Annotated in this window: 21 protein-coding genes and 2 tRNA genes; 15 read left to right on the top strand and 8 right to left on the bottom strand. The window is 69.4% G+C overall.

Annotation, left to right across the window (positions count from 1 at the left end):
• Positions 1–516: 516 nt before the first annotated feature.
• The gene (locus BLP83_RS13180; RefSeq protein ID WP_091243628.1) at positions 517–1665 is read right to left on the bottom strand and encodes a PilT/PilU family type 4a pilus ATPase; all 1149 of its coding nucleotides are present in this window, start codon (positions 1663–1665) and stop codon (positions 517–519) included.
• A 202-nt stretch (positions 1666–1867) separates the two neighbouring features.
• Here BLP83_RS13180 and BLP83_RS13185 point away from each other — a divergent pair, with 202 nt between their 5' ends.
• The 10 genes from BLP83_RS13185 to BLP83_RS13230 all read left to right on the top strand — a co-directional run bounded on the left by BLP83_RS13185 (position 1868) and on the right by BLP83_RS13230 (position 10077).
• Entirely contained in the window at positions 1868–2194 is a 327-nt protein-coding gene (locus tag BLP83_RS13185) for a DUF4398 domain-containing protein (RefSeq protein WP_176764198.1), read from the top strand.
• Positions 2191–3144 carry an OmpA family protein gene (locus tag BLP83_RS19280; protein ID WP_091243632.1) on the top strand — a complete coding sequence of 318 codons (954 nt, stop codon included), beginning with the start codon at positions 2191–2193 and terminating at the stop codon, positions 3142–3144. The genes BLP83_RS13185 and BLP83_RS19280 overlap by 4 nt, the downstream gene beginning before the upstream one ends.
• Positions 3145–3869: 725 nt before the next feature.
• Complete coding sequence (locus BLP83_RS13195) at positions 3870–4088, top strand: HP1242/YdcH family protein (protein WP_091243634.1); 219 nt, start codon at positions 3870–3872, stop codon at positions 4086–4088.
• Between the two features lie 384 nt (positions 4089–4472).
• Positions 4473–5444, top strand: coding sequence for an aldo/keto reductase (locus tag BLP83_RS13200; protein WP_091243636.1), 972 nt, complete (start codon positions 4473–4475; stop codon positions 5442–5444).
• A 149-nt stretch (positions 5445–5593) separates the two neighbouring features.
• Positions 5594–6190 carry an anthranilate synthase component II gene (locus BLP83_RS13205; RefSeq protein ID WP_091243638.1) on the top strand — a complete coding sequence of 199 codons (597 nt, stop codon included), beginning with the start codon at positions 5594–5596 and terminating at the stop codon, positions 6188–6190.
• 16 nt (positions 6191–6206) lie between these two features.
• On the top strand, positions 6207–7265 hold the full coding sequence (gene trpD / locus BLP83_RS13210; protein WP_245680043.1) for an anthranilate phosphoribosyltransferase: 1059 nt from the start codon (positions 6207–6209) through the stop codon (positions 7263–7265).
• A gap of 139 nt (positions 7266–7404) precedes the next feature.
• Positions 7405–8193 carry an indole-3-glycerol phosphate synthase TrpC gene (gene trpC / locus BLP83_RS13215; protein WP_091243640.1) on the top strand — a complete coding sequence of 263 codons (789 nt, stop codon included), beginning with the start codon at positions 7405–7407 and terminating at the stop codon, positions 8191–8193.
• A 46-nt stretch (positions 8194–8239) separates the two neighbouring features.
• Complete coding sequence (locus BLP83_RS13220; protein ID WP_218121252.1) at positions 8240–8878, top strand: HAD family hydrolase; 639 nt, start codon at positions 8240–8242, stop codon at positions 8876–8878.
• Between the two features lie 192 nt (positions 8879–9070).
• Positions 9071–9463 carry a hypothetical protein gene (locus BLP83_RS13225; protein ID WP_091243642.1) on the top strand — a complete coding sequence of 131 codons (393 nt, stop codon included), beginning with the start codon at positions 9071–9073 and terminating at the stop codon, positions 9461–9463.
• 167 nt (positions 9464–9630) lie between these two features.
• A complete protein-coding gene (locus BLP83_RS13230) occupies positions 9631–10077 on the top strand; it encodes a hypothetical protein (protein WP_091243645.1) in 447 nt (148 codons plus the stop codon).
• Between the two features lie 193 nt (positions 10078–10270).
• Here the strand turns inward: BLP83_RS13230 and BLP83_RS13235 are convergent, their stop codons facing one another.
• From BLP83_RS13235 to crp, 3 genes are all read right to left on the bottom strand, one after another.
• On the bottom strand, positions 10271–12403 hold the full coding sequence (locus tag BLP83_RS13235) for a tetratricopeptide repeat protein (protein WP_091243648.1): 2133 nt from the start codon (positions 12401–12403) through the stop codon (positions 10271–10273).
• 90 nt (positions 12404–12493) lie between these two features.
• Positions 12494–13411 (bottom strand): flagellar brake protein, encoded by a 918-nt coding sequence (locus BLP83_RS13240; protein WP_091243651.1) that lies wholly within the window; start codon positions 13409–13411, stop codon positions 12494–12496.
• 109 nt (positions 13412–13520) lie between these two features.
• A complete protein-coding gene (gene crp, locus BLP83_RS13245) occupies positions 13521–14219 on the bottom strand; it encodes a cAMP-activated global transcriptional regulator CRP (protein WP_091243653.1) in 699 nt (232 codons plus the stop codon).
• 310 nt (positions 14220–14529) lie between these two features.
• Here crp and speD point away from each other — a divergent pair, with 310 nt between their 5' ends.
• The gene (gene speD, locus BLP83_RS13250; protein ID WP_091243655.1) at positions 14530–15348 is read left to right on the top strand and encodes an adenosylmethionine decarboxylase; all 819 of its coding nucleotides are present in this window, start codon (positions 14530–14532) and stop codon (positions 15346–15348) included.
• A gap of 73 nt (positions 15349–15421) precedes the next feature.
• Here the strand turns inward: speD and BLP83_RS13255 are convergent, their stop codons facing one another.
• The 3 genes from BLP83_RS13255 to BLP83_RS13265 form a co-directional block, all read right to left on the bottom strand.
• Positions 15422–18226 (bottom strand): DUF2339 domain-containing protein, encoded by a 2805-nt coding sequence (locus tag BLP83_RS13255; RefSeq protein WP_176764200.1) that lies wholly within the window; start codon positions 18224–18226, stop codon positions 15422–15424.
• A 269-nt stretch (positions 18227–18495) separates the two neighbouring features.
• The gene (gene coq7 / locus BLP83_RS13260) at positions 18496–19137 is read right to left on the bottom strand and encodes a 2-polyprenyl-3-methyl-6-methoxy-1,4-benzoquinone monooxygenase (RefSeq protein ID WP_143006685.1); all 642 of its coding nucleotides are present in this window, start codon (positions 19135–19137) and stop codon (positions 18496–18498) included.
• A gap of 2 nt (positions 19138–19139) precedes the next feature.
• Positions 19140–20336: a (Fe-S)-binding protein gene (locus BLP83_RS13265; protein WP_091243661.1), complete on the bottom strand. Its 1197-nt coding sequence runs from the start codon at positions 20334–20336 to the stop codon at positions 19140–19142.
• A gap of 133 nt (positions 20337–20469) precedes the next feature.
• Here BLP83_RS13265 and rplM point away from each other — a divergent pair, with 133 nt between their 5' ends.
• The 4 genes from rplM to BLP83_RS13285 all read left to right on the top strand — a co-directional run bounded on the left by rplM (position 20470) and on the right by BLP83_RS13285 (position 22051).
• Complete coding sequence (rplM, locus tag BLP83_RS13270) at positions 20470–20898, top strand: 50S ribosomal protein L13 (RefSeq protein ID WP_091243663.1); 429 nt, start codon at positions 20470–20472, stop codon at positions 20896–20898.
• A gap of 17 nt (positions 20899–20915) precedes the next feature.
• Entirely contained in the window at positions 20916–21308 is a 393-nt protein-coding gene (gene rpsI, locus BLP83_RS13275; protein ID WP_091243665.1) for a 30S ribosomal protein S9, read from the top strand.
• A 63-nt stretch (positions 21309–21371) separates the two neighbouring features.
• Positions 21372–21445 (top strand) — tRNA-Gln (locus tag BLP83_RS13280).
• Positions 21446–21978: 533 nt separating this feature from the next.
• A tRNA-Ile gene (locus tag BLP83_RS13285) sits at positions 21979–22051 on the top strand.
• Positions 22052–22119: 68 nt separating this feature from the next.
• Here the strand turns inward: BLP83_RS13285 and BLP83_RS13290 are convergent.
• The gene (locus BLP83_RS13290; protein ID WP_091243666.1) at positions 22120–24756 is read right to left on the bottom strand and encodes a Kelch repeat-containing protein; all 2637 of its coding nucleotides are present in this window, start codon (positions 24754–24756) and stop codon (positions 22120–22122) included.
• Positions 24757–24873: the final 117 nt, after the last annotated feature.

The following is a 24873-nucleotide window of genomic DNA, read 5'->3' on the forward strand; positions in this document are numbered from 1 at the left end:
GGTTCCACAACCCCCGGATGCGACGTAGAGTCGCTCGCCGGGACCGTAGGTTTTCAGCCTTGTTCAAACCGTCCGCGGAAACGGGGTAGAACCCGGTAAGCGGTGAGCCGCGATGGGCTCAGCTCTGGCGCTGGTGCGTCTGAGGGGCGTTCGCCCCCTCTCTCTACCCAACCTGCAACCGATTCGCTCGGACTCCGCAGAGTGTCGGCTGTCACCGGCAGCCGACAGTCGCTCTCCTCCGCTTCCCGCAAGGGGAGAGGGAACTCAGGGCGGCACTTCTGCGGTGGGTGGAACTGAGGCTACGAAGCCCGCCGACCTGGCGCGTGGCCGGGCTTGAGGCTCTTTTCCGCGCGTCGCCGTGCGCTTGAGGGGGTTCCACCCCCGCACCCCCACGTTCTGTTGCCTCGCCAGACCTCCGAGGCAGGCCGGCGGCCACCGGCGCATCGCGCAGGCGCGCCACGGATGTGCCGCAGCGGAGAAGAACTCAGGACGTGTTAGCGCCGCCGCGCTGCGGCTTCAACTGAAGTTCAAACCGCCATCGCTGACGGGGCGGCCGGCGGGTGGGGCCTGGAAGGTGTCGGCGTAGGGGTCGTGTTCGTCGGCGCCGCCTTCGGACAAGCGGATCTTGAGCGACAGGCCGTCGCGCGAGTCGGCTTTTCGCAGCGCTTCTTCCAGCTCGATCTTGCCTTCCTTGTAGAGGCGGTAAAGAGCCTGGTCGAAGGTCTGCATGCCTTCCTGCAGCGAGCGCTCCATCGCTTCCTTGACCTCGTGCACCTGGCCGCGGCGGATCATGTCGCGGATCAGCGGGGTGTTGACCAGAACCTCCACCGCCGGCAGGCGCTTGCCGTCGACGCCGGTGACCAGACGCTGGCTGATCACGGCTTTGAGGTTCAGGGCCAGGTTCATCAGCACGTTCTTGTGTGCCGATTCCGGGAAGAAGTTGAGGATGCGCTCCAGGGTCTGGTCGGCGTTGTTGGAGTGCAGGGTCGCCAGACACAGGTGGCCGGTTTCGGCGAAGGCGATCGCCGACTCCATGGTGGTGGCGTCGAGGATTTCGCCGATCAGGATCACGTCCGGCGCTTCACGCATGGCGTTCTTCAGCGCATTGGCGAAGGCGTGGGTGTCGAGGCCGACCTCGCGCTGGTTGACGATGGATTTCTTGTGCCGGTGCAGGAACTCGATCGGGTCCTCGATGGTGAGGATGTGGCCCGAGCTGCTGCTGTTGCGGTGGTCGATCATGGCCGCGAGGCTGGTCGACTTGCCCGAGCCGGTCGAGCCGACCACGAGGATCAGGCCGCGCGCCTCCATCACCAGGTCCTTCAGCACCGGCGGCAGGCGCAACTGGTCAACGGTGGGGATCTCGCTCTTGATCGCGCGGATCACCATGCCGACTTCGCCGCGCTGCTTGAACACGTTGATGCGGAAGCGGCCGGCGTCCTTCACGGCGATGGCCATGTTGAGCTCGAGGTCGCGCTCGAAGGCCGGCACCTGGCCTTCGTCCATCAGCGAGTAGGCGATCTTCTTGACCATGCCGGCCGGCAGGCCGGTGTTGCCCAGCGGATACAGCTTGCCTTCGACCTTGATGTTGACCGGCGCGCCCGTGGTCAGAAACATGTCGGACGCGTTTTTCTCGGTCATCAGCTTGAGAAAGTAGCCGATATCCATGAAGCTGCTCCCCTTGTGTGTGGGTGTGCGTGCGGCCGGGCAAAGCCTTTGGCTTTCAGGCGCTTCGGCTGCCGCGTGATGCTGGGATCGCCGCTCAAGGCGAAGGTCAACCCGGGTGCGCCCCAGGCGCCCCTACTGAACGCCGGATGATATGACAGGTCAACGTTTCTGTTTCCTTGCGCTGGTTCTCGGTGCAAGCCTCGTGCCTCCGCTCCACGCCCAGTCCCGCAAGGAGCCCCTGGTCGAGGTGCTGCGCGCCGAGCGTGCGGTGGGCGACGCCCTGCGGGCGCAGGCCGACGTGCACGCGCGCAATGAGCTTGAGCTGGCGCAGAGCCTGCTCGCCGAGGCGCGCGATCTCGAAGCCAAGCGCAAGCGTCGCGATGCGCAGGGCGTGGCCGTTCGCGCCGAACTAGAGGCGCGTTTGGCCGAAGCGCGGGCCGGCAACAACCGCCTCCGCGCGGAAGTGCGGGCGCGCAGCGAGGACAACGCCCGTCTGCGGCGTGAACTGCTGGATGGAGGTGCGCGATGAGCCGCCTTGCCCTTGTCCTGATCGGCCTGGTGCTGGCGCTGCCGCTCAAGGCCCAGCGCCCCGACCCGGAACTCGAACTGCAGCGCCTGCAGGGCGAGCTGGCCGAACTGGAGGCCGAGCCCAGCCTGGTCGGGCGCGCGCGCCTTGAGATGGAGCTGGCCCGTGTGGCCGTGCAGGCGGTGGCCCAGGCCTCGCGCCGCAACCGCCCGCAGGCCGAGTACGCGGCGGCGCGGCGCATCGAGATCGCCCGTGCGGTGGCCGAGACCGAAATGCTGGCCGATCAGCTGGTGCAGCTGGAGCGCGAGCGCGATGCGATCCTGCTCGAAGCCAGTCGTCGCGATGCCGAACAGCTGCGTCGCGAGGTCGAGCGTCTGCGCCTGCAGAACCTGACCCGCGCCGAAGAAACCGAGCGCGCGCTGGAAGAGGCCCAGGCCGCGCGTCTGGACAGCGAGATCAGCGCCGCCCAGGCCGAGCAGGCGCGTCGCCTGGCCGAGGCGCAGGCGCTGGAGGCGCAGCTCTCGCGTCGCGAAGCGGAGCTGGCTGCGGCTGCCGCCGACAGCCTGCGCATGCAGCTGCAGGGTATGACTGCCCGCAGCGAAGCGCGCGGACAGGTGATGACGATCTCCGGCGAGGCCTTTGCCAGCGGCCAGAGCGCGCTGCGCGCCGAGGCCCGCGACAACCTGCAGAAGGTGATTGATCTGATCAACGCCAACCCTGGCGCCAGCGTGCTGATCGAGGGCCATACCGACAGCCAGGGCAGCGCCAATCTCAACCAGGTGCTGTCGCAGCGTCGCGCCGAGGCCGTGCGCGATGCCCTGATCCAGAAGGGCGTCGACGGCAGCCGTCTGCGGGCTCTGGGCTTGGGCGAGGATCGTCCGGTCGCCGACAACGGCAGCGCGGAAGGCCGCGCCCGCAATCGCCGTGTGGAAGTAGTGGTCGAGAAGCTCTGAGGCGGCGGACTGCTGCCCGCGCGCCGCGCAGCGGGGCGTGCTGGCCTGTCCAGGTCGGGCATTAATGCGTCGCGGGGCGGGCCGTCCGAGGGAAGCTCGCAGGCTTCAGACCGCGCTCCGGCCGGCCCTGATCCCAACCTCTCTCCCAGTGGGAGAGGGGCTCGGTCTTGGCGCTGGCGTCGCTCACCGGCGCACTGCAGAGCTCCCACCGGCCCTCATTCCAATCACTCGCCCGGAGTGAGAAGAGAACGGGTCCTGGCCCAGGCTTTGCTCGCGGGCGCACTGCGAAACAGGAAAGTGCAATCGCTGGCAGGCACGTGCGGCTATCCATGGCTCGCGCCTGTCGTCCCGGTCCCGGCGGCGCAGCCAAGCCACTCTGGAGTTGCGGAGCCTGCTGAAGTTCCCGAAGCGGGCAGGTCGGGAACGTTCTGACCTCACGGATGTGCTCGGCGCCTGAATCTGCGGCGCTTCGGCCTTGAAGGGGTGGGGCAGGCGGAGTAGGGTCGATCCCGGGTGCGGCGGTTCCGCACCGGAGCGTCCACGCATGCCAAAGGCAGCAGCGCCCGGTTCGCAGTTGTTCACGTCAGGCGGCGCGCAGGCGCGCGCCGGGCTGCGGGAGGTTCGCACCCACACCCTTCTCTGATTCGTCGCGACCCGCCCGGCCCCGCTGCTGGCGGGGTCCGCGGCGATCGTCTCGACGGATCCACCACCCCGGAGGATTCGCGATGTTCGAAGGTCAGCAGCCCGAAGTCGAAACCCTGATGCAGGCCAACACGGAGTTCCGCCAGCTCTTCCACCGCCACCGCCAGCTCGACAAAAAGGTGATGGACGCTGAGCTTGGCGTGCTGCCGGTAGACGCCAATACCCTGCGCGTGATGAAGCGCGAAAAGCTGCAGGCCAAGCAGAAGCTCACCCGTATGTTCGAGCGCCATCGAACGCATTGAGCGTGGGGCGCAGTGATGTGAAAGGGCGGCCCTGCGGGGTCGCCCTTTCTTTTTCGGGATTGGGGATTCGGGATTCCCAAAGAGCGAAGAGCGAAGAGCGAAGGCCGGCATAGGGTGGGCCCCGGCCCACCGTGCCCCACACACTCGCCCCGGTGCTGACGCGGCCGGCCTGTTCCGCCCCGATCCCGATCAGATCGTCCGATAACGCGCCCATTGCATCGAGCCACATCGCGCCTTGCGTCGTCGCGCGCGGCAACATCGATGTGCGTTCCGCGACATGAACACGGCTCTCATCCGACCGCCTGCGCCGCACGCATCGCCTTACCCGCCGCCTTCACCCCCGCCCGCTATCCTGTGCGGCCGCCTCACTCGCAGGACCTCCACATGCTCTACCGCCGCATGGGCTCGACCGGCCTCAAGCTCTCCGCGCTGTCCTTCGGCGCCTGGGTCACCTTCGGCGGGCGGGTCGGCCGCAGCGAGGCGCGCAACCTCATCGCGCAGGCGTTTGACGCCGGCATCAATTTCTTCGACAACGCCGAGGTCTACGCCAAGGGCGAGGCCGAGCGCCTGATGGGCGATGTGATCGCCGACCTGCGTCTGCCGCGCGATGCCTGGTGCGTGTCGAGCAAGGTGCTGTGGGGCAGCGTCGACAACCCGCGGCCGACCCAGATGGGCCTGTCGCGCAAGCACGTCACCGAGGCCTGCCACGCCGCGCTGAAGCGCCTGCACGTCGACTACCTCGATCTGTACTTCTGCCATCGCCCCGACCCTGAGACCCCGGTGGAGGAGACCGTGCTGGCGATGGACGCGCTGATCCGCCAGGGCAAGGTGCTGTACTGGGGCACCTCCGAGTGGCCGGCCGAGCTGATCCGCGAGGCCCATCGCATCGCCCGTGCCCAGCACCTGCATGCGCCCAGCGTGGAACAACCGCAGTACAACCTGCTGCATCGCGAGCGCGTCGAGCTGGAATACGCGCCGCTGTGCAGCGAGCTCGGCATGGGCACCGCGGTGTGGTCGCCTCTGGCCTCGGGCCTGCTGACCGGCAAGTACCTGGACGGCGTGCCCGCCGACAGCCGTTTCACCGCGCCCGGCTACGAGTGGCTGTCGCGCAAATTGGAAGAAGACCCGGAGCGCCGCCCGCGCCAGTTGCGCGAGTTCGTCGCCCTGGCCGCGGAGTACCAGGCCACGCCGGCGCAGCTGGCGATCACCTGGTGCCTGGCCAATCCGCAGGTGTCGAGCGTGATCCTTGGCGCCTCCAAGCCGGCCCAGCTCGCCGACAACCTTGGCGCGGTCGAGCTGCACCAGCGCCTGCACGAAGCCGACATCGCCCGCATCGAGGCGGTGTTCGCGCGCTGAGCGCGGATCGGATCGGTCACGCCGCGCGGTGACAGCGGGCGGCGGGAGAAAGCGTCGCAAGCGCCCGCGTCCGCTGCCGCTATCCTGTGCGCCCCGCGTGGGCGGGCGTACCGCGCCGCCCTCGCCACCCCGCATGCACGGAGCAGCCCATGCTGCTGATGATCGACAACTACGACAGCTTCACCTACAACCTCGTGCAGTACTTCGGCGAGCTCGGCGAGCAGGTCCAGGTGATCCGCAACGACCAGCTCAATGTCGACGCCATCCAAGCGCTGCAGCCTGCGCGCATCGTCATCTCGCCGGGGCCGTGCACGCCCAACGAGGCCGGGGTCTCGCTCGAAGTGATTGAGCGCTTGGGCGCGCGCATTCCGATCCTCGGTGTCTGCCTCGGCCACCAGAGCATCGGTCAGGCCTTTGGCGGCCGGGTGATCCGCGCCAGCCGGATCATGCACGGCAAGACCTCGCCGGTGCACCACCGCGGGCTGGGCGTGTTCGCCGGCCTGCCTTCGCCCTTCGAGGCCACGCGCTACCACTCGCTGGTGGTGGAGCAGGCCAGCCTGCCGGACTGCCTCGAAGTCACCGCCTGGACCGAGAACGAAGACGGTTCGGTCGAGGAGATCATGGGCCTGCGTCATCGCGAGCTGCCCATCGAAGGCGTGCAGTTCCACCCCGAGTCCATCCTCACCCAGCATGGCCACGCCCTGCTGGCGAACTTCCTCGGCCGGCCCGCCGCGCGCGCCGCCTGAGCTGCAGACGAAAGGCATGACCATGCAGGCAGCACGCACGCTGAGCATCACCCCGCAGGCCGCGCTCCAGCGCACCATCGAGCATCGCGAGATCTTCCATGACGAGATGATCGACCTGATGCGGCAGATCATGCGGGGCGAGGTTTCGCCGGTGATGGCCGCGGCCATCCTCACAGGTTTGCGGGTCAAGAAGGAAACCATCGGCGAGATCACCGGCGCTGCGGTGGTGATGCGCGAGCTCTCAGCCAAGGTCGAGGTGCCGGAGTACTCGAACTTCGTCGACATCGTCGGCACCGGCGGTGACGGCGCCCACAGCTTCAACATCAGCACCGCCAGCATGTTCGTGGTGGCTGCCGCGGGTGGTCGTGTCGCCAAGCACGGCAACCGCAGCGTGTCGTCGAAGTCCGGCAGTGCCGACGTGCTGGAGGCGCTGGGTGCGCGCATCGACCTGCAGCCCGCGCAGGTGGCGCGCTGCATCGAGGAGATCGGCATCGGCTTCATGTTTGCGCCGATCCACCACCCGGCCATGAAGAACGTGGCACCCGTGCGGCGCGAGATGGGCGTGCGCACGATCTTCAACATCCTCGGGCCGCTGACCAACCCGGCCGGCGCCCCGAACATCCTCATGGGCGTGTTCCATCCCGATCTCGTCGGTATCCAGGTGCGCGTGCTGCAGCGTCTGGGCGCCAAGCATGCACTGGTGGTCTACGGCCGCGACGGCATGGACGAGATCTCGCTGGGTGCGGCGACGCTGGTCGGCGAGCTGCGCGACGGCGTGGTGCGCGAGTACGAGATCGAGCCCGAAGACTTCGGTCTGCAGATGGCCTCCTCGCGCAACCTGCAGGTGGCCGACGCGACGGAGTCGATGGCGCGCGTGATCGAAGCGCTGGACGGCCAGCCGGGCGTGGCCCAGGACATCGTCTGCCTGAATGCGGGCGCGGCCCTGTATGCGGCCGACGTGGCCGGCAGCATCGCCGAGGGCATCGAACGCGCGCGCGCGGCGATCGCCTCGGGCGCAGCGAAGCAGCGTATGCAGGACTTCATCGCCGCCACGCAGCGTCTCGGTGCGGCCTGAGCCTGCAAACATGACTGCGGCGCGCGCGCAAGGCTGGATTCCTGTCGCGCAAGCGGGCACCCTTGCGCCGCCTTGCCGCGGCCTGCGTTTTGCAGCGGCTTCAGAACAACCCAACACGCACGCCTGAGCACCCCGACCCATGGGCGACATCCTGCACCGCATCCTTGACCGCAAGCGCGTCGAAGTGGCCGAGCGCGCTGACGCCACGCCGCTGGCGGAACTCGAGAAGGCCGCCAAGGCGGCGAAGCCGGCACGCGGCTTTCACGCCTCCCTGGTCAAGCGCATCAAGGACGGCGATGCCGCGGTCATCGCCGAGGTCAAGAAGGCCAGCCCCAGCAAGGGCGTGATCCGCGCCGACTTCTCGCCGGCCGACATCGCGCGCAGCTACGAGCGCGGCGGTGCCGCCGCGCTGTCGGTGCTGACCGACGTGGATTTCTTCCACGGCTCCGACGACTACCTGCGCGAAGCCCGTGCGGCCTGTGCGCTGCCGGTGCTGCGCAAGGATTTCATGGTCGATCCCTACCAGGTGTTCGAGTCGCGGGCGCTGGGCGCGGACTGCATCCTGCTGATCGTCGCTGCGCTCGACGACGCCCAGCTTCGCGAGCTCTGCCAGCTCGGCAACAAAGTCGGCCTCGATGTGCTGGTGGAAGTGCACGACGGCGAGGAGCTGGAGCGCGCGCTGAAATTGCCGACGCCGCTGATCGGCATCAACAACCGCAACCTGCACACCTTCGCAGTGTCGCTGGACACCACGCTCGACCTCATTCCCGCGGTGCCCAAGGATCGCCTGCTGGTCACCGAAAGCGGCATCCGCACCGAGGACGACGTGATGATGCTGCGCGCCGAAGGCGTGCATGCCTTCCTGGTCGGCGAGACTTTCATGCGCGCTGAAGATCCCGGCGCCGAGCTCGAAAAGCTGTTTGGCTGAGCCGGCGCTGGCGGGAGGGCCGGGGGGCGCTCACGACGCCCCGGTGGTGGTGTTCGACTTCGACGGCACCCTGTTCCGCGGCGATCTCGGCTACGAGTGGCTACGCTGGCTGCTGCGGCAGTCGCCCGCGCGGCTTGCACTCCTTCTTCTCCTGCTGCCGGCGTGGGCGCCGCTGTTTCTGCGTCGGCGCTGGGTGCAGCACGGCGTGCGCGCCTGTTTCCTGATCGCCACGCTCGGTCGATCCACGGTTTCGCCCGCGGATTTCCTGCGCCACTGTGGCGCGGCCATGCGCGCCCGTCTGTTCCCCGAGGCCCTGAACGTACTCGCCGCCGAGCGCGCGGCGGGGCATCGCGTGGTGATCGCCACCGGTGAACACCCGCCGCTGGTCGAAGATCTGCTCGCGGAGCTGCCCGGCGGCTGCCCACCGGTGCTGGGCTCCACCGTGGTGCCGACCCGCTGGGGGTTGGATCTGCGCCACCACCTGCAGGGCCGCCGCAAGCTGGATGCGCTGGAGGCCGCCGGCTACGGACGCCGCTGCTTGCGCTGCTACACCGACAGCGCCACCGATGCCGCCCTGATCCGCGCCAGCGCGGAGGCGGTGATCGTCAATGTCGCCGTCGCGCGCCGGCCCGCCTTGGCGGCGCGGGTCGCCTGCGCGAAGACGGCGCTGCGCTGGGTCGACTGAGCCATCGCTTCGTCCTGAGCCCAGGTCGCGCGCGCCACCCTCGCGCGGCAGCAGGGGCGATCTGCCTGCGTTCTGCCCGCGACGCCCCCCTCAACGCCCCGGCTTCCTCCTCGCACCGCCAGCGCAGCCCCTTGAGCATGGCCGCACCCCGTCGCTGTCGCGTCGGGCTCTGCCATCCACGAGGAGTTGAACATGCTGCGTTACATCGTTTTCGTTCTGGCGCTCGGCGCCGCCGCCCATGCCCACGCCGTGCCCTGGTGCTACCGCGGCCACATTGTCGAGGTCGCCAACTACAGCCTCGACGGTGCCCAGTTGACCAGCTTCGCCGCAGCCAATGGCATCACCGACCATTACTGGGCGGCCAGCTTCGCGGCACACCAGACCTGCCAGGTGCACGCCGGCTGGAATGGTCCGAGCTTCGGCGTGCCTGGCGCCGGCCAGGTCGAGGGTCTGCCTTACTCGCCGGCCGGGCTGCTGAGCGGCAACGGCTACCACATGAGCCAGGGTGTGGCCTTCCGCTGCAAGAAGTGCTTTCCGCTGATGGTGGTCAAGCCGGTGCGCGAAGTGGAGTTGCGTCCCGAGTGAGTGCAGGGGCGCCGCGTCGGTCCGCAGCCGCGCGGCGCCATGTTGCAAGTCTCTGATCGATAAGGGCTGCCGACTCGTGTTCCCGGCTTGTTCCCGGCTTTTTCCTTCGCGGCGGCCGCGCTCGGGCGCTAGCCTCCGCTGACCTTCGACGCCACTGGAGAACGCCCATGAAACTGTCCCTGCTCGTCGCCTGCACCATCGCCCTGATGACGGCCAGCGCCGCGCGGGCGCACAGCGAACTGCCCTCGGACGACTGGTGTGCTGACGGCCGCCCGGTGCCGGTCGGCAGCTTCGAGGTCTATGCCGACACCCTGGTCGCCGACCGCGAACGCGATGCCACTTGCAGCGCTGGCGGCAAAGGCCTCGCCAAGGACTGTGGCCAGTTCGACGACGACTACGAGACCTCCAGCGAGCGCGCGCGGGCGATCTGCAGCGCCCATGGCTACACGGCCTCGGGCCACCTCGGTAGCGTGATCGCGGTGGTGCAGTCGCCTGACACCTATCTGCACGCGGACCACCATCGCCTGTACCGCGCCGAGCACGGTCTGCGCGGGCTCTGCGTGCGCTGTGAGCGGCCACTGCGCACGTTGCCCTCGTCCAAGCATCGCGACTGACAAACCTTGGAGCACGCGTGGCGCCCGACAGGCGCGCGAGCGCCACGCGGGGGCAGGGGCCCAGCAACTGCCGCGGAACCCTCCTGCACCGCAGGAGCCGGCTTGCGGGCCCTCAGAGCGTGCGCAAGAACCCGGTCGCCGCAGTCAGAACATCCAGCGGCGGCTGCCGTAGGCGGATGCTTCTCACATGCTCTCAGTCCTGCTGCCGCGTGTGCTGCAGCAGCTCCTCGACCAGGGCTTCGAGCTGGGCGCGATGGCTGGCGTCGATGCCGACCTCGCCCAGCAGGAAGTAGGCGGTCCGCAGCACTTCTCGCCAGCGCGGCCGGTCCGGCAGGCTGTCGAGGCTGAGGTAGCGGTCCATGGCGCGAACGCGCAGGCGGCCATCGTCGATCGTGATGCGCCAGATGCCGCTGGCCTCGGCCAGTTCGACCCGGCCCTTGAGGCTGACCCGCTCCCAGGCCTCCAGTGCCGTGCGCATGGTACGCACCAGCAGGCGTCGGAAGACCATCGGGTCGTCGGCGCCTGACCTCGGTTCGTGCACTGCCGGCGGCGCAGCGCCTGCGGTGGCGTCCCGGGGTGGCCTCGCGGCTGGACTTTCGATCAGCAGTACGCCCAGCTCTTCCTCCATGTTGAGGCGCCGGCAGAGCAGGCGCAGCTGCGGCAGCGCGGGGCTGCTGTGTTGGCCAAGGTCGGCCTCGGCCTCGGCCTCTCCGGCCAGGCTGGCGGTCTCGACCAGGGCCTGCGCCCAGGCCGCGGTCTCGGCGTCCAGCGCCTCCGCCAGCTTCAGCCCCTGCAGTGCCTCGACGCTGCGCCCCAAGGCCTGCGCGGCAAGGGCGGTGGAGGCGCGGATGCGGCCGGAGGCGTCGAACACCAGGCAGGCCGACTGCTGGCGATCCAGCAGCCAGGCCATCGAGCGCAGGTCGCAGCGCAGGTCCTCGGAGGCCCGTCGTGCCTCGGCAATGCGCTGCTCCAGGGCCTGCCGCTCGCGCTCGCCGTCGAGCCGCTGCCGGTAGCTGCGGCGCTGCGAGTAGAGCGCCAACAGGGCGAGCCCAAGCAGGCCGACCGCGGCGACGCTCAGAGTTTCCAGGCGGCGTCGGGCCAACTCGGACTCGCGCCGTTCGGCCTCGGCCTCCAGCCGCTCCAGGTCGAAGCGCACGCGCAGGCTGTCGAAGCGCTCGCCGTGGCGTGCTTCGGCCAGCGTCTGCGCCTCCGCGTGCAGCTGGCGCTGATGCTGCAGCGCTTGTGCGGGTTGGCCCAAGGCTTCGGCGAGTTCGGCCAGCGCGGCGAGGCCCTGCAGTCGCTGCGCAGGCGGCTGGCCCTCGCCCTGCGCCAGCAGGGCCTGCAGGGTGGCATAGCGTCCGCCGCGTTCGGCTTCGCCGGCCAGCCGCGCATCCAGCACGGCGATATCGAGACGCCCGGCCGCTTCGGCCGGGGCGGCGGCGCGGGCACGCGACAGCCAGTCAAGGGCCCGCGCGCGTGCGCCTGCATCGAACTCGAGCTGCGCACGCAGCAGGGCCGCGCGCAGCCGGTCGCGCGGTGACTGCGCATAGGCCTGCCAGGCTTGATCGAGGAGGCCGCGCGCCTCGTCCCAGCGGCCGCGACGCAGCGCCAATCGCGCCAGCTCCTCGCGGGTGCGCTCGGTGGGCAGGCTGCGGCCGTTCGCGGCGTGGTCCTCCAGTGCCCGCCTGAGGTAATCCTCGGCGCGCCCCAGGTCGCCGAGCTCCAGGTACAGGCTGCCGATGTTGGCGAGCAGGGCGCCCAAGGGGGATTCGTCCTTGCCTTCGCGCAGGGCGAGGCTGGCCTCGAAAGCGACCAGGGCCGATTCGTAATTGCCGAGGTGCCGATAGACAACGCCGAGGTCGTTCTCGCTGATCGCGCGTGCACGCGCGTCCCCGGCGGCGCGGGCTGCCGCCAGCGCTTCGAGGAAATCGCCCAGCGCTTCGCCAGTTCTGCCTTCGCGGTAGGCATTCAGTCCGCGCCGGCGCGCGAGGCGGTGCGCGGCCAGCGGGTCGGATACACGCGGCAGCAGCACCACCGCAGACTTGAGTGCCGCTTCCGCGCGCGCGGGGTCGCCGAGTTGGGACGCGAGTTCGGAGGCGTGCATCCAGGCCTCGAAGGCGGGCTCGGCCTGGTCGAGAGAGGCCAGCGCGCGTGCGGCTGCCTCGCAGCTCGCGAGCGCCGCTGTGGGCTCTTCCCGGCGCTGCTCGCGGCAATCCTGCAGCGAGGGGGGGCGGGCTGCCGATGGCGCGCTCGCCAGCAGTCCATACAGCGCAAGACCGAGCGCAAGCGCCGCGCTGCGGGCGGGTGGAAGGGCGGATGCGGGCATGGGCGGGAGCCAGCGGGGGTTACCGCCGAACTTAGCACGCGGGTGCTCTGCGCCCGAACAGTCGGCCGACGGGCGCGAGCGCCGCCCGGATCAGACGTCGACCAGGGCGTGAAAGATGAAGTGCTCGACCACCAGGCGTTCCGAGCTGCCGAGTTCGACGAACTGCAGGCCGAAGCGGCGGTGGTCACTCTCGCCGAAGCTCTTGATGCCGCGCACCTCGGCCAGCACGCTGAGCACGTGCTCCTCGCCGGCGGCGTCGAGCTTGAAGCCCAGCCGCAGGCGGTCGCCGCTGTCGGCGATTTCCGGCGGCGCTTCGATCTGGCAGCCGCTGGCGCTCAGGTTCTTCATCACTGCGCCATGCGGCCTTGGCTCGCCCATCACCGGCCTGCTGAGGTTGACCACGCTGCAGATGACCTGGGTGTCGACCCGTTCGTGTGCGCGCATGACGTGGAAGACCACGCCCTCCGGGTAGGAGGTCACCACATAGGGGAAGGGGGTGAAGTGGACCTTCAGCACCTTGGCCTGGAAGGTCGCCACGCCACTCGCGGTCAGCACGCGCACGAACAGCAGTTCGTTGTCGCGGAAGGGCACCACGCCGCCATCGGCATTGAGGGCGCTGATCAGCACGCCGCCCCCCTCCAGCAAGCCGACCAGGCGCAGGGCCACGCGCGGGCGGTTGGTGGTGCCGAGGAAGTCGACGTAGAGCGTCTTGCCGGGCGCCAGTTTCAGTTCGGCCAGCTTGCGGGTCTCGCGGGGCCCTTCGCCCTCGGCGGGCTCGGCGGGAGCCTCCGCACTGGGCTCGGTCGTGCTGGCGCGCGGCAGGCGCGTGATGTCGCGCTCGGCCAGATACAGGCCCAGCTCATGCAGGGTATTCAGCTGGCGCTCGGTCTCGATGACCTCGCCGGCCTTCAGCAGCAGCCGCCCCATCGCGTCATACACGGGATACGGCAGTGGGCTGCCGATCTTGATGTCGGTGCGACGTACGGGTTGCAGCGGCGTCTTCGGCATTGGGAACCGGGCAGGCGGGTGACGGCAGGCTGCTGCAGTGGATCAGCCTTGCGGCGCCTCCACAAGCGGCATCGAATGCGGCCCTCGCGTATGCAGGTTCCGTGCCGGCTCAGCGGTCCTGGCGGTAGACGACCACGGTCTTGCCGCGGGCATGCAGGACGCCTTGCTCCTCCAGCTGCTTGAGCACGCGGCCGGCCATCTCGCGCGAGCAGCCGACGATGCGCGCCAGCTCCTGCCGCGAAACGCGAATCTGGGTGCCCTGCGGGTGGCTCATGGCATCGGGCTCTTCGCAAAGATCCAGCAGGGTGCTGGAGATGCGGCTGGTGACGTCCATAAAGGCCAGGCGGCTGGCCTTGCGGCTGGTGTGCATCAGGCGCTTGGTCAGCTGCGCGCCGATGGCGTACAGCAGGCGCGGGCACTCCTCGGCCAGCGGTCCGGCGAAAAGCGCGTGCAGGCGCTCGTAGCCGATCTCGGCGAGCTCGCAGGCGGTGCGGGTGCGCAGCAGCACCTCGCGCTGCGGGGCGGCCACAAACACGCCGGTCTCGCCGACGAAGTCACCCGGGTTCAGGTAGCTCAGCACGAGTTCGCGACCGTCTTCCTCTTCGGTCATGACGCTGAGCGAGCCTTGCACCACGTAGTACATGGTGCCTGCGGGGTCTCCCGGCCGGAACACGTCGGCGCGCGCCGGGTAACGGCGGCGATGGCAGTGGGCGAGGAAACGCTCGATATGGATGGGCTCGGGGGCCAGCGAGGGTGGCGTCAGCTGGCGCTTGAGCGCGGTCTGCAGCGAGAAGCTGGAGGGGACCATATCCGACCTGAAGTGCGATGGAGTTCAAAGATTAGCGTCCGCTGAGCGGAGCTTCAACGCAATATTGCGCCATTTCGCATCCATTTGTCCCCCCAGCGCACGCCCGCGCTGCGATGTGGAGCGCAGTCGTTCGCATTTGGACACAGAACGGGGCACGCCCCGGATGCAGGCCCGCGTGGGCGCGAGGTTCTGCGCATGAAGCCTTTGGTCCATACTATTCCGCTGGTCCCAGGCCACTGGCACCAGACGCCTGGCGACCGCGCGAAGCGGCCCGCCAGTCCTCCATCCGCCCGCACAGGGGATCCGAAACGTGGTCAAGCCACTGCCGCGCCTGAAGCTCCAGGGCTTCAACAACCTCACCAAGGCGCTGTCGTTCAACATCTACGACGTCTGCTACGCGGTCAGCGAAGAACAGCGCCGCCGCTACATCGAATACATCGACGAGGCCTACAACGCCGATCGTCTGACGCAGATCCTCACCGAGGTGGCCGAGATCATCGGCGCCAACGTGCTGAACGTGGCTCGCCAGGACTACGACCCGCAGGGTGCCTCGGTGACCATCCTCATCTCCGAGGAACCGGTGATCGACAAGAAGGCGGCCGGCAATGTGCTGTCGGGTGCCGTGCGCGAGCACGAGGAAGTCGACGCCAGTGTGGTCGCCCACCTCGACAAGAGCCACATCACTGTCCACACCTACCCGGAAACGCATCCGCACAACGGCATTGCGACCTTCCGCGCGGACATCGATGTCGCCACCTGCGGCGTGATTTCGCCGCTCAAGGCCTTGAACTACCTGATCGAGAGTCTTGAATCCGACATCGTGATCATGGATTACCGCGTTCGCGGCTTCACCCGCGACGTGAAGGGCAACAAGCACTACATCGATCACCGGATCAACTCGATCCAGGACTATCTCGCCAAGGGCATCAAGAATCGCTACGAGATGTTCGACGTGAACGTGTACCAGGAGAACATCTTCCACACCAAGATGCATGTGAAGGATTTCGACCTCGACACCTACCTGTTCGAGGAGAAGGCCAAGAACCTCTCGTTCAAGGAGCGCCTGCGCATCGAGGCGCAGCTGAAGCGCGAGATCGAGGAACTCTTCCACGGCCGCAACCTCGACTGAGGCTGCCGGCCGGCGAGGCCAACGAAGGGCGCGCTCCGCAGGGGCGCGCCCTTCGCATTTCTGGGGTCTGCGGTCAGCGCTTGGCTGCCTCGGCGCGACGCGGCGGCGAGGGCGCGAGATAGCCGACGCCCACCAGCAGCAGGCCGACCGTCAGCACGGCACCGATGCCCGCCAGGTTGCCCAGGTAGGCGCGATCGACCAGCACCAGCTTCACCAGCACGACGCCCATCAGCGTCGCGCCGCCCAGCCACACGTACCAATTGCCGCGCCGCGAGCCGGCCACCCAGGCGATCACGCCGCCCAGTGCCCACAGCACGCTCAGCACGCCCTGGGTCAGGGCGCTGTCGAACAGTGCTGGCGACCACGGCAGTCCGGCGTGATGGTGCAGGCTGCGCAGCGCCGCCAGCGTGAGCAGCAGCAGGGCCGCGGCGGCGAGGCCGGCGCGCAGGGGCAGCAGATCGCTGCGAGCTTCCTGCGGCAGTGCTCGCCAGGCCAGCAGCAGCACGCCCCACTGCAGCAGCTCCATGGGGTTCAGCAGCGGCAGGTAGGACATCGGCGCGGGATCGGCGCTGGAATAAAGCGCGCCGAGCCAGGCCGCCCCCAGAGCCAGCACGGCGGCGCCCTGCCAGAGGCGCGCATAGCGCGAGAAACGGTCAGCCAGCGGCCAGGCGAAGCGCTGCGGCTGCCGCCACAGCCCCCAAGCGAGCGCTGCGAGCGGCAGCACCGCCAGTGCCCAGATCCACGCCCCACCCAGATCGGCGCGCTCGGCGCGCTGGGCGAAGTCGCTGCCCAGCACCAGCACAAGCGTGGCGAGCACGGCCAGATGCGCCGCGCCGGTAAGCCGCATCGGCGGCTCACGCAGGGCTCTCAGGCTGACGCCTGCGGCGACGAAGCCCAGCGCCCACAGCACCAGGCCGCGGCCCTCCAGGGCGGGTGCCTCTTGCTCGATCAGCGCGCACAGGCCAAGCAGGGGCAGCGCCACCAGCGGCGCCACCGACAGCCAGCCCAGCCGTGGCCAGCCAAGCACGTTACGCAGCAGGCTCGCGCCCAAGGCGATCAGGACGACCGAAGCGAGCAGGCTTTCGCAGTGATCGAGCGCGAACGGCGGGTGCCAACCCACATGCATCCAGAGCAGGCCCAGCCAGCTCGCGCCCAGCAGGAACCCCAGCCAGATTTCAATGCTGGAGCGCTCGAAGCGCTCATGCAGCCGGCTGGCGAGCAGGCCGGCGCCGGCCAGCAGGGCCAAGCTGAGGCGCAGGCCGATGCGGTAGTCGCTGTCCTCGAAGCGGCCGTCGTTGAGGGCCTCGGCCGCATGCATCAGCAGGGCGCAGCCGCCGGCGAACTGCAGCAGCCAGCCGAACCCCCAGCTCAGCGGACGCCGCTGGCGCAGGCCCAGCCACATCGCCCCCACGCCTTGCAGCGCCCAGACTGCGGCCGTCTGCTGCGCCGAGAACGCGAGCGGCACGGCGACGGTGAGGAAGCCCACCGCGACCCAGGCGAAGGCTTCACCCTGCAGTCGCGCTCTAGCGTTGCGCACCAGCAGCGCCGCCAAGCCCGCGTAGACTGCAGCAGCGAGTACCGCCGACATCGACAGCGCGCTGCGGTCGCCCTCCAGCAGGCCCGCCTGCAGGCTGAAACCCCACAGCGGCAGCGCAAAAGTCAGTGAAGCCTGCACGCCATGGCTGGTGGCCAGGCCGCGGCGCAGTGCGCCGAGCACCGCGATGCCGAGGTAGAAGGCCCAGAACAGCAGCAGGAAGAACTGGCTGCTCGCGTAGTCCGCCGCGGTGTAGGAACGCAGCCCCCAGAGGCTGCCGACGCCGAAGGTGAACAGGAAGCCCATCAGGTTCAGCGCATGCCAATGGCGCCACCAGGCCACGCTGAACACCGCTGCATTGAGCGCGGCGTAGTAGCTGAACAGTGCGACCTGGTCGCCGCTGCCGGTGCTGATCAGCACGGGGGCCAGATAGCCGCCCAGAAAGCCCAGTACGGCCAGCGCGGCGGCGTTCTGCAAGACCGCCAGCAGTGCGGCCGAGGCAACCAGCATGACAACCATGGCGAGCGCAACACCGGGGGCCAGCAAGGCGTACAGCCGGAAGGCCGCGAACACGCAGAGCAGCAGTACGCCCATCGCTCCACCCTGCAGTGACAACGAAAACGCGGGGCGGGACCGGCGTTGACCCAGCGCGAACAGCAGCGCGCCGATCGCGGTCGCACCGATGCCGATGAAGCGCCAGCCGATCGGCAGTTCGAACATGCCCTGCTGCGCCGCATAGCGCAGGGCGGCGGCGACGCCAGCGAACAGCACCAGCACTCCCAGCTTGACCGGCAGGTTGCCGCCGAACAGCCAGCCAAGCAGCGTCTCCGCGACGGGTCTTGTCGACGCGCGCAGCGTCGACGGTGCGCCGGGTGCAGGCGCGGCGGGCGCTGCGCTGCCCGCGGCCTGCATTCGCTGCGACCCCGCAGGCAGGGGCGGCGGCGAGACGCGCTTCTCCGCGGACGCCGTGATCGCCTCGGCACGCTGGGGCACGGCGGCGTCACGGGTCACCAAGCCGCTTCCCGATTCCGTGGCGACGGTCGGCGCGGAAGCGACTGCGGCGGGGCGTGCCGCCTTGTCGGCTTCGGTTTGCTGAGCTGTGGCTGCAGGCGCGCGTGCCGGAGACGCTGGGCGCGCGGGCGGATGCATCGTGCCGTCTGGCGTTCCCGCGTGTGCTGTACCCGGTGCGTCCATCGCCCGACGCGCCTCCAGCCTGCGCAGTCGCTGCGCAAGCTCCCGCTGGCTGCCGAGCAGCCAACCCGCCAGCGCGGCCAGAAGCACCGACACCAGCGATTCGCTGGCGACCGCGAGCAGGCCGAACACCACGGCGAGAACGATCTTCATGCGGCCTTCCCTGCGCTGCGCTCGAGTATGCGCGAGTGTAGGCAAGGTGAAGCGCATCCGCTGGCCGCGGCGACCGGCGGCCGGCGCACCAGGCGCCGGCGGCGCCGGAGCGCTGGCAGCGCTGTTGAAAAACAGCCTGTCAGCCCGGCCAGGGATGGCCTGGACGACGAAGCAAGCGCGTAAGCGATGGATGTGTCGTGAGGCGCTGCGGACCTGCGCCGGACTGCCGACTTGAAAAACTCCCCGGAAGGGAGCTTTTCAACAAGCTGCTAGATCCGGTAGGCGCCCAGCTTCATGACCTGGCTGACGGCCCGCATCAGCGACGGAATCGGCGCCGGCAGCGCGCGAGCGCCGGCCGCATGCGCCTGTGCGGCGTGCTCGGCTTCCTCCTCGGCCATGCGCTGCAGGATCCGTCGGCTGCGCGCGTCACCCTCGGGCAGCTGGCGCAGATGGTCTTCGAGGTGCGCTTCCACCTGCCGTTCGGTCTCGACCACGAAGCCGAGGTTGTAGCCGTCGCCCGCCAGCCCGGCGGCCATGCCGATGGCGTAGCTGCCGGCATACCAGAGCGGATTCAGCAGGCTGGGGCGGTCGTCCAGCTCGGCCAGGCGCTGCGCGCACCAGGCGAGGTGGTCGGCTTCCTCCTGCGCGGCCTGCAGCAGGTGCTCGCGCGTGGCCTCGTCGCGGGCGACGCGGGCCTGGCCGAGGTACAGGGCCTGCGCGCAGACCTCGCCCGCATGGTTGATGCGCATCAGCCCGGCGACATGGCGGCGCTGCTTGGCATCCAATGCAACACATTCGGCCTCAGCGGCCGGATTGGCGCGACTCGCAGGCGTCTGCCGTGCGGTGGCCGTCATCAGGGCGTGGTCGAGATCGGCGATGAGTCGATCCAGTGGAGAGAGTTTGCGCAGCATGCTCACGGCAGGGCCTCGGCCAGCAGTTCCAGCGGATGCCGGAGTTCGACCCCGGCGAGTTCGGCCGCGCCACCGAGATGCAGGCGACAGCCGAGATTGGCGGACAGCAGTGTAGTGGCGCCGCACGCGATGGCCGCGTCCAGCAGCGGCCGCCGCAAGCGCTCTGCGCGATCGGCGAACTGCAGCATGTGCGCACCGCCGGCGCCGCAACAGCCTGTATCCGGCAGTTCCACCAGGTCGAGGCCGGGAATACGAGCGAGCAGTTCGCGCGTGGCCCGCACGGATCGCGCATCCGCCCGCTGGGTGCAGGGCAGATGCAGGGCGACGCGACGCTCGATGCGGCGCAGTTCGAGTGTGGCGAAGGCGGCATCGTCGACCAGCAGGCTGGCGACATCCGTCACCGGAGCCAGCGCCGAGAGTGCGGCGGCATGCGCGGCCTGACAGCCGCTGGTGATGCCGACCAGCACATCGGGTGCGAGCCCGGACCACAAGCGGCGGTTCTGTTCGTGCAGGGCCTCAGCCTGTGCGCCAGAGCCCGCATGCTGGTCGAGCGCGCCGCAGCAGGCTTGTCCATCAGGGATCAGCACGCTGTGGCCGCAGGCGCGCAGCAATCGCGCCGCGGCGTCCAGCGCCCAGGCTTCCATCGTGCGCGCCACGCAGCCGAGCAGCAGGCCGACGCGCCTGGTTTCCGGCGCGGCTGTCGCATGGAATGAGGCGGTGGACTCAGACGGTTCGCGCGCAGAGCCGGTCTTCGCGCAGGCGGCGAGGGCTCGCCGGCTGCGCCGCGGTAGCAGGGCGCGCAGCGGCCGCACTGCGCGCAACAGAGAAGCGGCTGCATCGGGATGACGGCTGGCCCACAGCAGGGTGTTCACCCGCAGCGATCGCGACCGTAGCGGCAGGTGTCGCCGCGCCAGTCGCATCAAGTCGCCAAAGCGAACCTTGGCCGGACAGACCTGCTCGCAGCGCCCGCAGCCCAGGCAGTGCTCCAGCGCTTCGATACCGCTGGCGTCGATGCTGGCAGGATCGCGGGCCAAGGCCTGCGCCACAAGCACGCGTCCGCGTGGCGACTCCGACTCGCGGGCCTCCAGGCGATAGGTGGGGCAGTGCGGCAGGCAGAGACCGCAGAGCACGCAGGCATCGGTCAGCGACAGCAGTCGCTGCAGGCCGTGTTCAGCGGGGGGGCTGGCGCTTTCACTCATTTGCCGCCAGAATACGCGGCTTCGCCGGGCAACGCCCCAGGCTGATCACCCCGAGGCGCGCAGGCTTGCGCCCCTCGATCAAGGCCGCTATGCTTCGCGGTCTTTCGTCCTCGCTTTCCCTTCGGGAGCTGTCATGAAGACCTTCAGCGCCAAGCCGGAGACCGTCAAGCGCGACTGGTATCTGGTCGACGCCAGCGGCAAGACGCTGGGCCGTCTCTGCTCGGAAATCGCGCTTCGCCTGCGCGGCAAGCACAAGCCCGTGTTCACCCCGCACGTCGACACCGGCGATTACATCGTCGTGATCAACGCCGAGAAGATCACGGTCACTGGCAACAAGCTGCAGGACAAGATGTACCATCGGTTCACCGGCTACATCGGCAACCTGAAGTCCGAAACCCTGGGCCAGGCGCTGGATCGCCACCCGGAGCGCGCGATCGAGATCGGCGTGAAGGGCATGTTGCCGAAGAACCCGCTGGGCCGTGCGATGTTCCGCAAGCTCAAGGTCTACAAGGGTGCCGAGCACCCGCACACCGCCCAGCAGCCGCAGGCGCTGGACATCTGAGACAGGACAGGCATCCCATGGCTCTCAACCAGAACTACGGCACCGGCCGCCGCAAGTCCTCCACCGCCCGCGTGTTCCTGCGCAACGGTAGCGGCGCTATCACCGTCAACGACAAGCCGCTCGACCAGTTCTTCGGTCGCGAAACCGCTCGCATGATCGTGCGTCAGCCGCTGGTGCTGACCGAAATGTCCGATAAGTTCGACATCAAGGTCACCGTGGCTGGCGGCGGCACCACCGGTCAGGCTGGTGCGATCCGCCTCGGCATCGCCCGCGCTCTGGTCGAATACGACGAGAGCCTGAAGACCCAGCTGCGCCGCGCCGGTTTCATGACTCGCGACGCCCGCGAGGTCGAGCGCAAGAAGGTCGGTCTGCACAAGGCCCGTCGCGCGACCCAGTTCTCGAAGCGCTAATCACGCTTTATACTTGCCGGCCTCCGCGTCAGAGTGCGGTTGCCATACAGGCAAGCAGGTTCTAGGGAGATCGTCTAACGGTAGGACAGCGGACTCTGACTCCGTCAATCTAGGTTCGAATCCTAGTCTCCCTGCCAAACCCGGAAGGCCCGCGCAAGCGGGCCTTTCGCTTTTGCGGCTTTGACCCGCGCGCTGGCGACCGTGCACTTGCCTCTGCGTTCCCAGATGGGGCGCTCTGCGGCAAACTTGTGGGCCGCCGGCCATACCCGGTGTCTGGGTCTGGCGCAGAGCGAAAGCGCACGGAGATCCAGATTGCGGTTGATGGGGTTCACTCGCGCTGCCTTCCCGGCAAAGCGGCGCTTCGCGAGGCCGGCCCTGGACGCTGCGCCGGCCAGCGCAGCGTCCAGGGCATGAGTCCCCTGCAATGATGGGCGGCGCCGGGCGGTGGACGGTGCGGATACAGACAGCGGGCCTATAGCTCAACGGTTAGGGCAGGGCGTGACCCGGTGGCCGCAGGCCACGCGATGCACCGCATCGCGAGGCGCGCGCGCCGAGGGCAGGAAGCCCGAGGCCGGCCTTGGGCGCTGCGCAGGACAGCGCGGCGACCAAGGCACGAGTCCCCTGCGATGATGGGCGGCGTTGGACAGCGGACGGTGCGGATACAGACAATGGGCCTATAGCTCAACGGTTAGAGCAGGGGACTCATAATCCCTTGGTTCCAGGTTCGAATCCTGGTGGGCCCACACTCCTGTCCGCAGCACCCGCGAATGGCGGCGCTGAGGCGCCTCGCAGGAGTCGATACCCCGTCTGTTCAGGGCTCGAAGCCATCGCGGAAGACGTTCAACGGCAGGCCGTTCGGGTAGTACAGCGATCGCCGCTGGCCGATGGCGCCACCGAGGACCAGCATGGCGTCGCCGATCCACAGCGCCGCGTGGTCGGCCCGCGTCGAAGGCGCGCCCACGCTGGTGAGGTCACGCCAGACATTGGCCTGCGGGTCATAGCGCCCGCCGGTCGCGCCCGCGCCGCCGAAGACGAGCAATTCGCTGCCCGACCACACCGCAGTCTGTCCGCCGAGCGGCGCCTGCGGCTGCGCCGAGGGCCCCGCGCGCCACTGGTTGGTCAGCGGCGCGTAGCGCCACAGGGACGGCAGGGCGCTGGGGGTGCCCGCCCAGATCAGCATCTCGCTGCCGGACCAGACCGCGCTGTGATTGCTGCGCGCTGCCGGCCCCGCTGCGGTCGGGCCGGTCCAGCTCCAGCTTTGCGGGTTGAAGCGTGCGCCGCTGGCCAGCGGCGCTCCGCCAGCGCCGCTGCCGCCCCAGATGATCATTTCGCTGCCGGTCCAGACCGCTGTCGCATCCGCGCGCGGTGCCGGCGCGCCTTCGGTCGGCAGGGCTGTCCAGCTGTCGCCTTGTGGGCTGTAGCCGGCGCCATCGGCGCTGAGCCCGAGCGCGCTCACGCCGCCGGACACGAGCGCGTGTTGGCCGGTCCAGACCAGGGTGTGCAGGTAGCGCGGCGAGGGTGAGGTGGTCGAACTGATCGATCGCCATTCCCATGCCGCCGGGTCGAAGCGCCCGCCGTCGCCGAGAATCTCGGGCACCGCGTCGTCCAGCCCACCCCAGACGATCATGTCCGCGCCGGTCCAGACCGCGGCGGTCATTTCGCGCGCGCTCGGTGAGCCCTGTAGTGGAAGTGGGCTGAAGCTGTCGGTGGCGGCGCGCCAGGACAGGCCGCGCTGGGGGCGTTCAGTGACCGCACTGCGGCCGCCGAACAGGAGAGCCTCGACGCCGGTCCACACGGCCGCTGCACCGCGCACGCGACCCAGATCGTCGCCGCCATCGAACAGCGTCCAAGTGCTTGAGGCGAGGTCGAACAGGCCGCCGTCGCGCAGCGGCTCGCCGCCTTCATCCATGCCGCCCATCACCAGCAGTGCGCTGCCCGTCCAGGCGGCTGCGTGGCCGGAGCGCCAGCCGAGGGGCGCGCTTCCGGGAAGGGCCTGCCAGCCGTTGCTGGCGGCGTCGTAGACCGCTCCGTGGTCGCTCACTGCTGACTGCCGCTGCCCGCCGAATACGATGGCGCGATCGCCAGTGCTGACCAGGGTGGGGAAGTTGCGTGCCGACGGCGCGCCCGCGCTGGGCAGAGTGGTCCAGCTGTCGCTGGTCGGATCGTAGAGGGCACCATCGCCGTAGACGGTGCCGAAGCCGTTGCTGCCGCCGAAGATCATGATCCTGCCGTCGACCACGGTCATCGCGGTCTCGAAGCGCGCTGCCGGCGCGCCCACGGTGCTCAGCGGGATCCACTGGTTGCTGGCGACATCGAAGGCGCCCAGGCGTGAGCTCAGCGTGGCACCGCCGTTCTCGCTGCGCAGGCCCCAGACGTACATGCGGCCCTGGTGCCAGACCGAGGACGGTATCAGTGCCGGCAGCCCGCTCGGAGGCAGGCTGCCCCAGGTGTCGGTGACCGGGTTGTAGCGCGCGTGCACGTTCGCCTCGCCGCCGAACACCAGCAGTTCGCTGCCGGTCCAGACGCCCGTCACGAACCGGGTGATGCCGACCGGCGCGTTGGCGCTGGACATCGGCGCCCAGGTATCAGTGAGGGGGTCGTACTGCGCGCCGCTGCCGTTCGTGGTGCCGCCGAAGACCAGGAAGCGGCTGCCGGTCCACACCGCCACGCCGGACTCGCGCGGGCCGGGCGCGCCGACCGGGCTGACCCAGCGCCAGTGATCGATCGCGGGCGTGTACAGCCCGCCATCCGCGCGCGTGGTGTTGCGTGGACCTCGCCCCCCGAACAGGAACAGCTCGCTGCCGTTCCAGGCCGACAGCGCGAAGGCGCGCGGCGCCATCGGACCGCCGTCGTCGGCGTCGCTGATCCAGGTTTCGACGCCAGTGCTGCTGCCGTCGCCGGCCGTGCGCGCGCTGATGTCCGTCGCCGGAAGGAACAGCGGCCGCTCGAGCGTCGGCGGCTCCGCCGCATGATGCTGTTCGCGCACCGACAGCCACCACTCCGCGAAGTCGCTGCCGGGGGCGGTGCGCTGATGACGGCGATACAGCAGGCGCTCGACAAGGCCGGGGCGAGCGATGCACTCGCCGGCCAGGCGCGGGTCGCGGTTCAGCGCGTCGAGCAGGCGCTGCAGCTGCGCGGGCGCTCGGGATTCCCGCTGGATGCGCAGCAGCTCCGCCTGCAGCGCGCCGGCGTCGATGCGCCTGCCGAAGCGCTCGGCCAGCGCGGACTCCATGCGCAGCTCTTCCTCGACCCGGGCCGCGATGCGTGCGGCCGAGGGCGCACGCGCCGTGGGCTCGCCGGCATGGGCCGCGCGCTCCGCGGCGAAGAAGCGCTCGACGGCGAAGCGGCAGGCCTCGCGTTCGCTGCGGGACAGCGCGTCGAGCTGTGGGGTGGCAAGCGCCGGCGTCGTGAGGCCGGCGAGGCAGAGCAGCAGCAGGCGTAACGTCATGGTGGGCCTCCGGAGGCGGGCGGCTGGAGCGGGCGTATCGCGGTGCAAGCGGGACGGCCGTGGGGCAGTACGCGCGATGCGGCATTTACCCGAAGCGCAAAAGAGCGCCCGCCTGCC

The sequence above is a fragment of the Aquimonas voraii genome, assembly GCF_900101825.1.
In the GTDB taxonomy this organism is placed as follows: domain Bacteria; phylum Pseudomonadota; class Gammaproteobacteria; order Xanthomonadales; family Xanthomonadaceae; genus Aquimonas; species Aquimonas voraii.

What these genes read in the sequence shown, in the direction of transcription:
- BLP83_RS13180 (WP_091243628.1), bottom strand. Translation starts at nt 1,665, where the DNA reads ATGGATATCGGCTACTTTCTCAAGCTGATGACCGAGAAAAACGCGTCC.
- BLP83_RS19280 (WP_091243632.1), top strand. Translation starts at nt 2,191, where the DNA reads ATGAGCCGCCTTGCCCTTGTCCTGATCGGCCTGGTGCTGGCGCTGCCG.
- BLP83_RS13195 (WP_091243634.1), top strand. Translation starts at nt 3,870, where the DNA reads ATGTTCGAAGGTCAGCAGCCCGAAGTCGAAACCCTGATGCAGGCCAAC.
- BLP83_RS13200 (WP_091243636.1), top strand. Translation starts at nt 4,473, where the DNA reads ATGCTCTACCGCCGCATGGGCTCGACCGGCCTCAAGCTCTCCGCGCTG.
- BLP83_RS13205 (WP_091243638.1), top strand. Translation starts at nt 5,594, where the DNA reads ATGCTGCTGATGATCGACAACTACGACAGCTTCACCTACAACCTCGTG.
- trpD (WP_245680043.1), top strand. Translation starts at nt 6,207, where the DNA reads ATGACCATGCAGGCAGCACGCACGCTGAGCATCACCCCGCAGGCCGCG.
- trpC (WP_091243640.1), top strand. Translation starts at nt 7,405, where the DNA reads ATGGGCGACATCCTGCACCGCATCCTTGACCGCAAGCGCGTCGAAGTG.
- BLP83_RS13225 (WP_091243642.1), top strand. Translation starts at nt 9,071, where the DNA reads ATGCTGCGTTACATCGTTTTCGTTCTGGCGCTCGGCGCCGCCGCCCAT.
- BLP83_RS13230 (WP_091243645.1), top strand. Translation starts at nt 9,631, where the DNA reads ATGAAACTGTCCCTGCTCGTCGCCTGCACCATCGCCCTGATGACGGCC.
- BLP83_RS13235 (WP_091243648.1), bottom strand. Translation starts at nt 12,403, where the DNA reads ATGCCCGCATCCGCCCTTCCACCCGCCCGCAGCGCGGCGCTTGCGCTC.
- BLP83_RS13240 (WP_091243651.1), bottom strand. Translation starts at nt 13,411, where the DNA reads ATGCCGAAGACGCCGCTGCAACCCGTACGTCGCACCGACATCAAGATC.
- crp (WP_091243653.1), bottom strand. Translation starts at nt 14,219, where the DNA reads ATGGTCCCCTCCAGCTTCTCGCTGCAGACCGCGCTCAAGCGCCAGCTG.
- BLP83_RS13255 (WP_176764200.1), bottom strand. Translation starts at nt 18,226, where the DNA reads ATGAAGATCGTTCTCGCCGTGGTGTTCGGCCTGCTCGCGGTCGCCAGC.
- coq7 (WP_143006685.1), bottom strand. Translation starts at nt 19,137, where the DNA reads ATGCTGCGCAAACTCTCTCCACTGGATCGACTCATCGCCGATCTCGAC.
- BLP83_RS13265 (WP_091243661.1), bottom strand. Translation starts at nt 20,336, where the DNA reads ATGAGTGAAAGCGCCAGCCCCCCCGCTGAACACGGCCTGCAGCGACTG.
- rplM (WP_091243663.1), top strand. Translation starts at nt 20,470, where the DNA reads ATGAAGACCTTCAGCGCCAAGCCGGAGACCGTCAAGCGCGACTGGTAT.
- rpsI (WP_091243665.1), top strand. Translation starts at nt 20,916, where the DNA reads ATGGCTCTCAACCAGAACTACGGCACCGGCCGCCGCAAGTCCTCCACC.
- BLP83_RS13290 (WP_091243666.1), bottom strand. Translation starts at nt 24,756, where the DNA reads ATGACGTTACGCCTGCTGCTGCTCTGCCTCGCCGGCCTCACGACGCCG.